We start from the raw sequence: 13196 nt of genomic DNA on the forward strand, positions 1-13196 counted from the left end.
CTTCTTGATGTGGCTGCTGGCCGACCTGTACGCCGACCTCCCCGAAGCCGGCGACTTGGACAAGCCGAAGCTGGTGTTCTTCTTCGACGAGGCGCACCTGCTGTTCGACGGGGCGTCGAAGGCGTTCAACGACGCCATCGAACAGACCGTCCGGCTGGTCCGCTCCAAGGGGGTGGGCGTCTTCTTCGTCACCCAGACCCCGAAGGACGTGCCCGAGGACGTGCTCGCCCAGTTGGGGTCGCGCGTCCAGCACCAGTTGCGGGCTCACACCCCCAACGACGCGAAGGCGCTCAAGTCCACCGTCGCGACCTACCCGAAGGTCGACTACGACCTGGCCGAACGGCTGCAGCAACTCGGCATCGGCGAGGCGATCGTCACGGTGCTGAACCCGAGCGGCGCCCCCACCCCGGTGGCCTGGACGCGGATGCGGGCCCCCGAGTCGTCGATGGATCCGCTGGACGCGGGCGCGATGGCGGGCGGCGTGGCCACCAGTTCGATGCAGGCCAAGTACGGCACCGCGATCGACCGCGAGTCCGCCTACGAGATCCTGAACGCCAAGCTGCAGGCGGGCGCGGAGACCGCCGCCGCCAATAAGGCGGCCAAAGAGCAGGCCAAGGCGGACGCCGAGCAGGCGAAGGCCGCGGCCGCGCAGGCGAAGGCCGACGCCGCCGCCCAGCGCGAGGCGGAGCGCGCCCAGGCCGCCGCACAACGCGAGGCGGAGCGGGCGGTGCGCGCCGAGCAGACGCAGCGCCGCGCGGCGCCCAAGGAGAAGTCGATCATCGAGCAGATCACGCAGAACACGATGGTGCGCCAGATGGCCCGGTCGGCCGCCCGCGAGATCACCCGCTCCATCTTCGGCACCGGTCGCAGGCGCTGAGGTGGGATCCGCGCAGACCCCGATCACTGGCGAGACGGCTCCCAGCGAACCGCCGCGACTCCCGCGTCCCGCCCTGGCTCTGTTCGATCTCGACGGCACCCTGCTGCACGAGACGCACTGGCTGCCCGGCGCCCGCGACATCCTCGACACCCTGACGGCGGCGGGCGTCCCGATCGCGTTCTGCTCCGGTCGCACCCTCGCCTCACTCAAGCTGCTGGTGGCCGACCTGCCATACATCGGGCACCTGGCCGGCAACGGGGGGACGCTGATCGAGAAGCGCGACGGGGATGGGTGGCGTCCGCTCGCCCGCCACGGCCTCGACGCGGACACCGTCGCCGCAACGCTGGCCTGGACGACCGGCCACGGCCTGGAAACGTGGATGTTCACCCGCACCGAGTGGATCGTCTCGCAGGAATCCGACACGGTCGTGTGGGACGCGTCGGTCACCGGATCCCGCTACCGGGTGGGCGGCCTGGACCAGGTCACCGACGTGGTGAAGATGGCGGTCGTCCCGCACGATGAGGCCCAACGCGCGCTCGCCTACGAACTCCCGATCCCTGGGGTGGAGGTCGCCCGGGCGCACCCCCGCATCCTCGACCTGGTGCCCACGAGCGCCCTGCGGTTCAAGGGCGCCGAAGCGATCGTCGCGGACCTGGGCGTCGACTGGGCCGACGTGTGGGCGGCAGGGGACGGCCAAAACGACCTGGGCATGCTCGGCGCGACCGGAGTCTCCTTCCTGATGCCGCCGCTGCGGGTGGGGGACCTGAGCCCCGCAGGGCGCGCCCGCGGCGTCCGCATCGAAGCCGACAACCTGGCTGTCGTGATGACCCACGTGGAACGTGCGCTCGCGGTGTGAACCACCACTCCACCGGGGGAAGACCGACTCAGCCGCACCTTCACCACAATCCCATCTCCCGCAACGGGCGTGAGCGGCTGACCGCCGTATCCCGGCCGAGTCTCAACTTCGCCGACCCTCCCCCAATTGGTTGAACGGAGCACGCGCAACCGGTCCTCGCGCGCGAACGGCTAAGTCAGATCAGGGCTCATTGCCCCCATCGCGACTCTTGGTGAGCTGATACATCCCTTGCAAAGACGTGCTCAGGCATCCGCCGCCGATGGCAGCCAGTGGCCAAGTTGCGTAGTAGACCCACATTGGGGATTGGCTGAGGCACCACAAAGCAAGCGCCATGCAGAGGCATCCGGTCACGAACAGGACGACCAGGCGTGCGGGTGTATTCTTCTTCACTTCTGCTCCTATGCGGGACTGCAATACTTGGTCCAACTCGTACAACATGTTTGAATGCCCCAAGCGCACGTGACCATGAGGCAGGCGACGGCGGCCGGAACGTTCCCAATGGCCCAAGAGCAAGGCCATGAGTATGTTCCGCACGAGGTGTAAATGCAATCCCATGATCGAATTCTTGCGCATCTCAACTGAACATAGGTTCCAGGGGGGCAGTAGTTGATCGCGGCCGTGGTGTCCCGGAGTGCACTGACCGGTTGGAGGCTGTTGGCGCCGCTTCCATATCTGAGTAGTTCGGAGCTCTCTTCTTTTGCATTATGCTGCCACACTTGCAGATTTGATCGCAGCAGAGAATTGTTTGCACTGATTTCGAAGGCGTAGAAGAAACTGGCGCTGGCGCCAACGGCTGCTCCTGAGCGAACGACCCTGTTTCCGATCCGATTGGTCGATACAACCATGCTGATTCTGCTGTCTTCGTTGCGTCCGTACTTCTCCTCAAGAGGTATTGCCTGGCGGCGGACGAATGGGCGTAATTCGTCAAGTTCTTGAGTTGACGCGGGATGCTCTTCGACGATGTCCGTGAGCATCCACGGAGTCTCCCCTTGCGTCCCGAGGGATCTCGGCCCCGCTGCTCGGGCGATCTCAGGGAAGAGGGCTCCGAAGGCGCTGCTTGCGGAGGCGATCCCTATGATACCGAAAAGTCGGCGACGGCTATGTGGCTTCGGCATGATGGCGCCTTTCTGGAGGATGAGGATCATTATTGCGGGTGTTAGGTGGTGGTTGGGGGTGAAACCTATTCGCCGAATGTGACCGGGAGGCAAACCAGCTAAAGCCAGCGGTTAGTGCGACTATTGTGATGCTCACCCAATTGGGGAGTTGGAGGGGGTGTGGGGCGAGGGTTGCAGGAATCAACATCGCCGCTAGTAGGAGGTTGCGAACTATCAGGAGGGCGCTCGTCTCGCTCTTAGTGAAGCGGCCAAAGCAGCCACATTCGGCCCTCTTTCCACGAAGAAGCACGGACACTATGGCGGCAGAATAGGCCAAGTATATGCCTATTCCAATCCAACCGGGGAAGGGTCAGGCGAACCCAATCAGCAAGGAGATCCCAATGCTGAGTTCTGCGGCGGGGAGGGCTCGGGCAAGGTGGCGAGCCCCGGCTGGGGGCAATATCGCGAATCCCATGATTTGGCGCGTAAGCTCTGCCTGTCCCTCTACCAATTTGGCAAGAGCGGCGACCAGGAGGACGGATGTTGCGATGAATCCGAGAATGATGCAAGCCATGTTCTGACTCTCCGCGTTTGGCTATGGGTGAGGAAAAGGAGGGAGGGGGATCTTCTGGCGTTGTGTATGTGACGCTACACCCCGTTCCTATGGGCGGCAATACCTCGCGCGACAAATCGTGGTTCTGTTTGCAGATCGCTTCCCTAGGTGTGGTTCGGGGGCGCCAACGCTCGGCTGAGCGTGGCTGCTTGACGCATGGAAGGTGGGCAACTCGCGCATTCACCATTGACCCGCTCCGGGGGCACGTCTAGCGTTGGGCGGCTATGCGTGATTTTCCTCCCGAGGTGCTGCCCGGTGATACGCCGACGTGGCGGAGCCCTCTCTCGTTCCTGACTTGGCTGGTGCGCGGCCAGGCGGGCCTGGTCACGCTCATGACCGTGCTCGTCGTGGTGTGGCAGCTGCCCAGCGTGCTCAGCCCCCTGCTGCTGGGGCGTGCCATCGACGCCGGCATGATCGCCCGCGACCCGCTCGCCACCGCAGGCTGGTCCGCGTTGCTGTTGCTCGCGATCGTGATCGGCGCGGCGGGCGGCATCCTGCAGCACACCTACGTGGTGCGCTCATGGGTCATCGCCATCTACGAAACTCAGAAGCGCGTCGGCCACACCAGCGGACGCCTCGGGCACGTCCTGGGGCGCCGCGTCCCCACCGGCGAGGTGCTCAGCGTCGCCAGCTCCGACTCGGACACGTTCGGCGCGACGCTCGAAGTGGCCGCCCGGTTCATCGGGGCCGTGCTGTCGTTCGTGTTCGTGTGCGTGCTGATGTTCGTGGCATCCCCGCAGCTCGCGCTCGTCGTCATCATCCTCAGCCCGCTGCTGATGGTGGCGTCCGCGCCGGTGCTGCGCCCCCTCAGCGCCGCTCAGCGCGCCGAGCGGACGCAGAACTCCGAGCTGACGTCGCTGGCCACCGACATCGTCGCCGGGCTCCGGATCCTGCGCGGCATCGGCGGGGAGGCCACCTTCGGGGCCAACTACGCGGCCCAGTCGCAGAAGGTGCGATTCCTGGGGGTTCGCGTCGGCACCTGGCAAAGCGTCGTCGCCGCCATCTCGGTGCTCGTGTCCGGGGTGCTGCTCGTCACGCTGGTGTACCTCGGCACGCACGAGCTGAGCGCCGGGCACCTCACCGTCGGTCAGCTCATCTCGTTCGTCGGCTACGCCCTCTACATGCTGTGGCCGCTGCAGACCTTCTTCGACTTCGCCCAGAAGTGGATCGCGGGCCTGGTCGCCGCGGCGAAGACGTCGGCGCTGCTCGGTGCGCAGACGCCGTGGCGGGCCGGCGGCTCCCCGGTCGGGCCGTCGCCGCGCCTCGTCGATGACGTGTCCGGCGTCGTGGTCGAGCCGGGACGGTTCCTGGCCGTCGTCAGCGCCGACCCGGACGCCTCCGCGGCCCTGGTGGACCGGCTCGGCCGCTACCTGCCCTCCCTGGCGGGGGCGACCGGCGAGGAGGACGCCGAGGACGGCCTGCGCGGACGCGCACTGCGGCAGGCGCGCTCCGACAAGGCCGCCCGCCGGGCCGCGCAGGCCCAACGCGACGAGGAGGCCGCCCAGCTTCCCTGGGGGGTGACCGCCGACGGCGTCGACCTGCGCGACGTCGACCTGACGTCCCTGCGGGAGCGCGTGCTGGTGAGCGACACCTCCTCCATGCTGTTCGCGGGCACCCTGCAGCAGGCCATCGACCCGTGGGGGCGGGCCACCCGCGAGCAGGCCGAACGGGCCCTGGTCACCGCGTCCGCCGAAGACGTGTTCGACGCGCTGCCGGGCGGCTGGCAGGGCCCCATCGACGAGAAGGGCCGCGGCCTCTCAGGCGGGCAGCGGCAGCGCCTCATCCTGGCGCGCGCGCTGCTCGCCGACGCCGACGTGTTGTGCCTGGTGGAACCCACCTCGGCCGTCGACGCGCACACCGAGGCGAGGATCGCGCCCCGGCTGGCCGAGTTCCGGCGCGGTAAGACGACCGTGGTGACGTCCGCGTCGCCGCTGATCCTGCACGCAGCCGACGAGGTCAGCTTCCTCGCTGACGGCGTCGAAGTCGCCCGCGGCACCCACACCGCACTGCTGACGCGTCCCGACTACCGCCGGGTCGTGGCCCGGGGAATGGAGGAGGACGATGACTGACACCCTCACCGGCGACGCCGAACTGCTGCCCGGGTCGGCGTCCACGTGGCGCACCACCGCGCCCGAACCTCGCATCCCGGAGGCCCTTCACGTGGATGCGACGCTGTCGCCGCGCGTCCGGCTGGCGCGCTGGCAGGCCCGGCACGCGCTGCGTCGGCAGCGGGCCCAGCGCGTCTTCGCCGACTCAGGGAACCCCGAGCGCGGCCTGCCCGTGGCAGGAGCGCGCAGCGCATTCGGGTTCGTGAAGGAACTGGTGTCGACCCGCAAGGCCGGCGTCGTCGCCATGATCGCCTTCAACGTGGCGGCCGCGATCGCGGCGTTGGTCGTGCCGCGTCTGCTCGGCAACCTGGTGGACGACGCAGCGGTGGGCGCGTCCCTCACCCAGACCGATCAGGTGTTGCTGCTGGTCGTCGGCGTCGTGATCGTGCAGGCGGTGCTGACGGCGTTGGCCGCTCGGGCGTCGGTGGGGTTGGGCTACGACCTGCTCGCCTCCGCACGCGAGTACGTGGTGCGGGCGGTGCTGCGGCTGCCGCTGGGCCACGTCGAGGCGGCGTCCAGCGGAGACCTGGTGACGCGCATCACTTCGGATGTCTCCAAGATGAGCACGGCCGTGCGCTGGTCGTTGCCGACCCTGGTCACGTCGGTGTCCATGGTCGCGCTGACCGTCGTCGCGCTGCTGCTGAACTCGCCGCTGCTCACGCTGCCGCTCATCGTGTCCGGCATCATCTTGTTCTTCGCGGTGCGCCACTACCTGCGCAACGCGACGCCCGGCTACATCGCCGAGTCGGCGACCTACAGCACCATCAACTCGACGATCACCGAGACCGTCGAGGGGACGCGCACCGTCGAGGCGCTGGGTCTCCACGACATCCGGCAGGCCCGCCTCAACGACGACACCGCCGAGTCGGCTCAGGCCGAGCGCTACACCATGTCGCTGCGGAACCTGCTGTTCATGTGGCTCGACCTGGCCTTCCAGCTTCCGCTGGTGCTGGTCGTCCTGCTGGGCACCTGGGGTTACGACGCGGGCCTGGTCACCATCGGGCAGGTCACGACCGCCGCGATCTACCTGCAACAGCTCGTCACCCCGCTGGACCGGCTCATCCAGGTGCTCGACCACCTCCAGGTCGGCATCGTGGCCACGACGCGTCTGCTGGGCGTCGCGGAGCTTCCCGAGGACCGAACCCCGCGCGACGCCCTCCCGGAGGGCTCCGACGTGGTGGGCCGCGACCTGCGGTTCGCCTACCGCGCCGACCACGACGTCCTGCACGGCGTCGATCTGCACCTGCGTCCCGGGGAACGGCTCGCGATCGTGGGACCCTCCGGTTCGGGCAAGTCGACCCTGGGACGCCTGGTGGCGGGCATCAACCGGCCGCGGACCGGGGAGGTGACCGTCGGCGACGTCGACGTGATGGATCTGCCGTTGCCGGTGCTGCGCACCCAGGTGTGCCTGGTCACCCAGGAGCATCACGTGTTCATGGGGTCGCTGCGCGACAACGTGGTGCTGGCCCGCGAAGGCGACGCCACCGACGCGCAGGTCCGCGACGCCCTGGCCGCCGTCGACGCGGGCGACTGGGTCGACCGGCTTCCGCTGGGCCTGGACACGCCCCTGGGACGCGGACGCACCGAGCTCACCCCCGCCCAGGCCCAGCAGGTGGCGCTGGCGCGGCTGGTGATCGCCGACCCGCACACCCTCGTGTTGGACGAGGCGACCTCGCTGATCGACCCGCACACCGCCCGCCACCTCGAAGGCTCGATGACGGCGCTCCTGACCGACCGGACCGTCGTCGCGATCGCGCACCGGCTCCACACCGCCCACGACGCGGACCGGATCGCCGTGGTGATCGACGGCCGGATCGCGGAACTCGGCTCGCACGACGACCTCCTGGTCGCCGACGGCGAGTACGCCCATCTGTGGCGCACCTGGCGCAGCTGAGCCCCCCTGGCGGTGCGATGATGGCGGCCATTCCGCGAAGGTAGGGCGTCAACGGATCGGGGGCCGCGAGGTGTTCAATCAAGGATCGTTCTCGGTCGGAGTGGGCTTGGACGAGCGTGTCCGGATCGGGCGCGAGGGGATCACGCTCCATGGCCCCGTGTTCGTCCACGGCAAGAGAAGGATCCGGGTCCAGCACCAGCACTCGTGGGAGGAACTGGCCGACGTTCGGGTGGAGTTGGTCGGGTCGAGCGTCGCCGACAAGGTGAGCGCAGGGTTGAACCTCATCGACTGGTCGTCGACCACCCGAACGCCCTCCCTCTTCGGGTACGTGGTGGTCACTCTCGTGCGGCGCGACTCTCCTTCCGAGCCGCTGACGGTGCGTGTCCCGCTCAAGCTGCGCTGGAGGCCCGGCCCGGCCTGGGTCTCCAGCGTCCAGGACATTCTGCGCGAGGCGCTGCGCGATCCGAGCGGCCGGGAGCGTTTCGCCTAGCGGTTCGGAGTGCCTGGCAGGATGGGAGTGCACTCGCCTGCGAGGGGGAAGGACACGGGCATGGACGCCGAACGTCGCGCACTGGAGCTGAGCTGGGGCCGCGTCTCGGCGTGGTGGTTCCCGCCCCAGGGGCGGCCGCGCGGCGACGTGCTGTTGCTGCATGGCGGCGGCCTCGACAACGCGTCCCTGTCCTGGGGCGGGCTGGCGCCGGTGCTGGCGGCGTCCGGGTATCGGGTGGTCGCGCCGGACGCACCCGGCTACGGGTCCACGCCGATGCCGCCCTGGCCGGTGACCCAGGATCGACTCGTCGTGTTCGTCGGCGAGGTGATCGAGGCGGCCGGGCTGAAGCGCCCGGTGATCGGCGGGCTGTCGATGGGCGGCGGCATGGCGCTCGGCTATGCGCTCACCCCCGGCGCGAGCCTGCGCGGCCTCATCGTCCTGGGCAGCTATGGCCTGACCGGCCAGTTCATCTCCGGCCGCGGGGCGCCGCTGTGGAACCGCGTCACGTCCTGGGCGATCCAGTCGGGCTGGCTGGGCAAGTTCGAACGTGGGGTGGCCCGCAACCGCGCGCTGTTGCGGTGGAGCGTCGACAGCGGCTCCCTGGTGCGCGACCCGGCTCGGCTGGACGCCGCCATGCGCGAGGAGATCGCCCGCGAGGGCGCCAGCCCGCACGCCTTCGAGGCGTTCGAGCAGTGGCAGCGCAGCGAAGTGCTCCCCGAAGGGCTGCGCAGCAACTACGTCCCGCGGCTCCACGAGATCCGCGTCCCGACGCTGATCGTCCACGGCGAATCCGATCAGGGCGTCCCCGTCGAAGCCGCCCGCGCGGCGGCCGCGGAGATACCCGGGGCGGAGCTGGTGGTGGTGCCCGGCGGTCGGCATTGGGTCCAGCGCGACGCCCCCGGCGTCGTGGACGCGGCCGTCCTGGGGTTCCTTGCCCGCCTGGCCTGAGGGGGTATGGCGGAACCGGCGTCGCGGGCTTAGCCTCGCGGAGTCGAAGGAGAACGACATGGCTCGCATCGCATCGTTGGCCGCGCTCGGACGCGACGACCTGCCCCTGGCCGGGGGCAAGGGCGCCAACCTGGGTGAGCTCACCCGGGCCGGGTTCCCGGTGCCGCCCGGTTACGTCGTCACCACGCAGGCCTACGACGAGTATGTGGACGCCACCGGCATCCGTCCCGGGCTCCTGACCGCGCAGGACGCCGCCGCGACCCGTGCTCTGTTCGACGCCCCCGTGCCCGCGGCGCTGGCCGAAACGATCGCGGACGCCTACCGCGCCCTCGGGGAGGGGCCGGTCGCGGTGCGCAGTTCCGCCACCGCCGAAGACCTGCCCGACGCCTCGTTTGCCGGGCAGCAAGACACCTACCTCAACATCGACGGCGCTGCTGCCGTGGTGGACGCGGTGCGCCGCTGCTGGGCGTCGCTGTGGACCGACCGGGCGGTCGCCTATCGCGCCCGTGCGGGCATCGACCCAGCCACGGTGAGCCTCGCCGTGGTGGTGCAGCGACTCGTGGACGCCGATGCCGCGGGCGTCCTGTTCACCGCCAACCCCGCCAACGGACGCCGCGACGAAGCGGTCGTCAACGCGGCGTTCGGGCTGGGGGAGGCCGTCGTCGGCGGGGAGGTCACCCCCGACGAGATCGTCGTCGCGGGCGACGCGGTGCTCACGCGCACGACCGCCGAGAAGCGGGTGCGCACCGTGCTGGCGTCCGGCGGGACGGCCACGGCTGCCGTCGCCGCCGGGCAGCGTCGGGTTCCGGTCCTCACCGACGCGCAGGCGGTGGCGCTCGCCGACCTGGGCAGCCGCGTCGACGCCCACTTCGGCGCCCCGCAAGACATCGAGTGGACGCTGGCCCAGGGTGAGTTCCTCCTGGTCCAGGCCCGGCCGATCACCGCGCTGCGCCCGCCGGTCGCCCCCGCGCCGACGACGTGGCCGCTGCCCCGAACCGACGGCATGTACGTGCGCGCCTCCATCGTGGAGCAACTCCCCGACCCGCTCTCGCCCCTGTTCGCGGACCTCATCCGTCCGGCCGTCGCCGCGTCCCTGCATCACGTGCTGCGCCGGTTCTTCGGGCCCGACCCGATCGGACCGCACGACACCGACTTCGTCACCCTCAACGGATTCGCCTACTACTTCTACTCGAATGCGGGCATGCGCCGGATGTTCGCCGCCGCCCCGCGCGGGATGCGCGTCGCGTTCGGGACGCACAGCGACCTCAACGGCGTCACCCAGTGGCGCGAGCACGGCCTGCCCGCCTACCAGCGGATCGCCGAGGAGTGGAACCAGGTGGACGCCACCCGCCTGACGGCCGAGCGGCTGCTGGGCGGTGCCGCCGAGCTGGTCGCCGCGGGGGCCGACTACTACACCTATGTGCAGGCGGTCATCCCGCAGTCGGCGACCACTGAGATCACGTTCACGCGGCTGTACGACCTGCTCGTGCACGGGGCCGGGAAGCCGCCGGCGCTCACGTTCCTGGTGGGGGAGGACTCGGAGCCGATCCGGGCCGAACGCTCCCTGTTCGCGCTGGCGCGCTGGTGCCGGGAGGCCGGGGTCACGGACGCGGTGCTGGCCGGTGACCCCCTCCCGGAGGGGCAGCGCGGCGCGTTCGAGGGACGGCTGGCCGAGCATCTGGCCCGCTACGGGCACGCCACCTACAACCTGGACGTGATGCAGCCGGTCGCCGCCGACGATCCGGCCCCCGTGCTCGCGGCGCTGCGCTACGCCCTGGGCGGGCAGGCCGTCGACCCGGACGTGCGCCGGGCGCGCCAGGACCAGGATCGCGCGCGGGCGCAGGCGTGGCTGGCCGCGCACGTGGATCCGGTGCGCCGCCGCGTCCTGGGCAAGGCGCTGGTCAACGCCCGGGCGCTGGGGCCGCTGCGGGAGGACGCCTTGGCGGCGATCGGCCTGGGGTGGCCCGCCGCGCGCAGGCTGCTGCGCGAACTGGGGTCGCGGCTGGCCTCAGGCGGGCTCCTGGACGTGGCCGACGATGTGTTCTGGCTGACTCGGGAGGAGGCCGATCGGGCGGCGTCCGCCTGGGATGCGGGGCGTCCGGTGGGGCCCTCGGCGTCGGTCGCGGTCGCGGCCCGGAAGGCCGAGTGGCGGGGCCGCCGTCAGGTCACCCCGCCCGGCTGGCTGCCCGCGAAGGGGGTCGTGTACCGCATGTTCAAGGGGTTCATGCCCAGCAACGAGGCGGTGCAGACCGGACCGACGCTCACCGGGCTGGGAGCCTCGGGCGGCCGCGCGACCGGCCCCGCTCGGTTGCTGCGTGGCCCCGAGGATTTCGCCCGCATGCAGCCGGGCGACATCCTGGTGGCGCCGATCACGACGCCCGCCTACACGCCCCTGTTCGCGTTGGCGAAGGCGGTCGTCACCGACATCGGCGGTCCGCTGTCGCACAGTTCCATCGTGGCCCGCGAGTACGGCATCCCCGCGGTGCTGGGCACCGGATCGGCGACCGCCCGCATCCACGACGGTGACGTGGTCACCGTCGACGGGGACACCGGGCGCGTCCTGCTGGCCGAGGGGGCGAGCCACCAGTGAGCAGCTTGTACCGCGTTCCTCTCTTGATTGCGGCGGCCGCTGTCGCACTCACCGGATGTACGAAATCTCCGGCACCGTCCACCCCTCATCCGACTCTCACGACGAGTGCGGTGACAACGAGACCGGCTTCGTCTGTGTCGCCGAAGGCCACGGCCACCCCGATGGCCACTCCGACAGCGAACCCGACGGTGACCGCGCCCGCATCGCTCGCCTGCCGACGAGCGACTCGAGAAGAGATAGCTCCCGTGGGGGCCAGCGGCTGGGTTGTGGAGGTGGCTGAGGGTTGGAAGATGCTCGCGGTCGACGAGGGCGGCACCATCTCGACCTACGTTTCGAACGGTGAACGCGTCAACTACGGGCACGAGCGGCCCTTGCCGACCACCGTGGATTTCACTACTCGGATCGGCAAAACGGTGATCGTGGGGGGATTTGACGCCATCGAACTCGTCGAGCGCTGCACCAAGGACGGCAAGGCGTATCGAAGCTGAGTTGAACGCCTGGGATATCCATCCTCGCGTATGCAGTTGCGAGCGTTCGGTTGGCGTCACCTCCGCTGGACACGTGAGGGGTCTCAGAACTCCAGGTCCGCCCATCGGTCGGGGCGTGGGATCTCGGTGATCGGCCGGGCGAGGCAGGACACGATCAGGGCCACGACCACCGGGCCGAGCGCGATCGCGTAGGCGACGGACGTGCCGAACGCCTGCAGTGCGACGCCGACGATGACCGGTGCGAGCGCGCCGAAGCCGACCGTCACCGTCCCGACGAGCGCCTGCACGCGTCCCTGCATGGCCTCGGGGGTGGCGCCGAAGAAGAACCCGGCGAGGCCCGCGTTGACGGCGGGCACGCCCAGGAAGGTGAGCATCAGCAAGACGACCAGCGGCGGTCCGCTGGGGAACAGCGCGACGCCGGTCATTCCGAGCGCAAGCCAGGCGAAGGTGACCGGGATGAGCACGCCGGTGCGCACCCGGGAGACCACCAGGCCCGCGACGAGGGCCCCGACAACGACGGAGACCCCGGCGGCGGTGGTGATCAGCCCCGCGTCGAGGGCCTGGCCGGTGCGGGCGAACACGGTGAACTGCGTCGTGGTCATCACGCCGCTGACGCTGAAGTTCACCGCCCCCACCAGCAGCGCCAGCAGGTGTGCCCGTCGGCGCGGACGCAGCCAGCGGGCCGCTTCGACGAAGAGGGACCACGCACCGCGTGCGCCGTCGGTGACGGCGGCGCGGTGGGTGCGCAGCGGTTGGATGAGCACCACCGACAAGGCGTTCAGGGCGCCCGCAAGCGCGAGGCTCGCCCCGGACGCGAGCCCCATCAGCAGGCCCCCAACGGGCGCGGACGCCAACCGCAGGGCGGCGTCGCGTCCCTCGTTGAGGGTGATCGCCTGCGGGTAGCGCTCCACCGGGACGATGCTGCGCAGCAGGGCGTCGCTGGCCTCACCGAGACAGCCGCTGGCCGTGCCGACGAGGGCCGCACCGGCCACCAGAAGGGCCAGGGTGAGCTGGCCGCTCCAGGCGAGGGCGGCCAGCGCCAGCAGCGTCCCGGCCTGGACGACGCCGTGGAGCATGATGAGCCGCCTGCGGTCGAAGCGGTCGATGAGCAGCCCGCCGGGGATCAGGCACACCTGGGTGAGGACGGCTTGCACGGTGCCCACCAACCCGGCCTGGGCAGCCGACCCCGTCACCAGGAGGGCCAGCAGCGGCAGCGTGAACTCGCGCAGCCCCGCGGC

At 70.1% G+C, this 13196-nt stretch carries 9 protein-coding genes and 1 pseudogene; 8 read left to right on the forward strand and 2 right to left on the reverse strand.

Annotated features, from left to right (window positions below; all coding sequences use genetic code 11):
* The coding region (locus tag V7E09_RS11110; RefSeq protein ID WP_324523392.1) for a helicase HerA-like domain-containing protein at positions 1 to 877 on the forward strand (877 nt) is incomplete at its 5' end.
* A 1-nt stretch (position 878) separates the two neighbouring features.
* Positions 879 to 1733 (forward strand): HAD family hydrolase, encoded by an 855-nt coding sequence (locus V7E09_RS11115; RefSeq protein WP_324511156.1) that lies wholly within the window; start codon positions 879 to 881, stop codon positions 1731 to 1733.
* A gap of 1098 nt (positions 1734 to 2831) precedes the next feature.
* Here V7E09_RS11115 and V7E09_RS15725 read toward each other — a convergent pair.
* A pseudogene (locus V7E09_RS15725) lies at positions 2832 to 3401 on the reverse strand (MauE/DoxX family redox-associated membrane protein).
* Between the two features lie 263 nt (positions 3402 to 3664).
* On the opposite strand from V7E09_RS15725, the gene V7E09_RS11120 reads away from it, so the two are divergent.
* The 6 genes from V7E09_RS11120 (at position 3665) to V7E09_RS11145 (ending at position 11958) form a co-directional block, all read left to right on the forward strand.
* Complete coding sequence (locus V7E09_RS11120) at positions 3665 to 5509, forward strand: ABC transporter ATP-binding protein (protein ID WP_324511155.1); 1845 nt, start codon at positions 3665 to 3667, stop codon at positions 5507 to 5509.
* Positions 5502 to 7442, forward strand: coding sequence for an ABC transporter ATP-binding protein (locus V7E09_RS11125; protein ID WP_324511154.1), 1941 nt, complete (start codon positions 5502 to 5504; stop codon positions 7440 to 7442). The genes V7E09_RS11120 and V7E09_RS11125 overlap by 8 nt, the downstream gene beginning before the upstream one ends.
* 106 nt (positions 7443 to 7548) lie before the next feature.
* The gene (locus V7E09_RS11130; protein ID WP_324511153.1) at positions 7549 to 7932 is read left to right on the forward strand and encodes a hypothetical protein; all 384 of its coding nucleotides are present in this window, start codon (positions 7549 to 7551) and stop codon (positions 7930 to 7932) included.
* Positions 7933 to 7992: 60 nt separating this feature from the next.
* Positions 7993 to 8880, forward strand: coding sequence for an alpha/beta fold hydrolase (locus V7E09_RS11135; RefSeq protein WP_324511152.1), 888 nt, complete (start codon positions 7993 to 7995; stop codon positions 8878 to 8880).
* A gap of 58 nt (positions 8881 to 8938) precedes the next feature.
* Positions 8939 to 11470, forward strand: a complete 2532-nt coding sequence (locus V7E09_RS11140) for a PEP/pyruvate-binding domain-containing protein (protein WP_324523393.1) — start codon at positions 8939 to 8941, stop codon at positions 11468 to 11470.
* A gap of 290 nt (positions 11471 to 11760) precedes the next feature.
* A complete protein-coding gene (locus tag V7E09_RS11145; RefSeq protein WP_324511150.1) occupies positions 11761 to 11958 on the forward strand; it encodes a hypothetical protein in 198 nt (65 codons plus the stop codon).
* 83 nt (positions 11959 to 12041) lie between these two features.
* Here V7E09_RS11145 and V7E09_RS11150 read toward each other — a convergent pair.
* Positions 12042 to 13196: MFS transporter (locus V7E09_RS11150; RefSeq protein ID WP_324511149.1), on the reverse strand; the 1155-nt coding region annotated here is incomplete at its 5' end.

It is taken from the genome of Propioniciclava sp., assembly GCF_036744435.1.
Lineage (GTDB): Bacteria > Actinomycetota > Actinomycetes > Propionibacteriales > Propionibacteriaceae > Propioniciclava.

Excerpts from the sequence above, each read along its gene's own strand:
- V7E09_RS11135 (WP_324511152.1), top strand. The coding sequence starts at position 7,993 with ATGGACGCCGAACGTCGCGCACTGGAGCTGAGCTGGGGCCGCGTCTCG.
- V7E09_RS11145 (WP_324511150.1), top strand. The coding sequence starts at position 11,761 with ATGCTCGCGGTCGACGAGGGCGGCACCATCTCGACCTACGTTTCGAAC.
- V7E09_RS11120 (WP_324511155.1), top strand. The coding sequence starts at position 3,665 with ATGCGTGATTTTCCTCCCGAGGTGCTGCCCGGTGATACGCCGACGTGG.
- V7E09_RS11125 (WP_324511154.1), top strand. The coding sequence starts at position 5,502 with ATGACTGACACCCTCACCGGCGACGCCGAACTGCTGCCCGGGTCGGCG.
- V7E09_RS11140 (WP_324523393.1), top strand. The coding sequence starts at position 8,939 with ATGGCTCGCATCGCATCGTTGGCCGCGCTCGGACGCGACGACCTGCCC.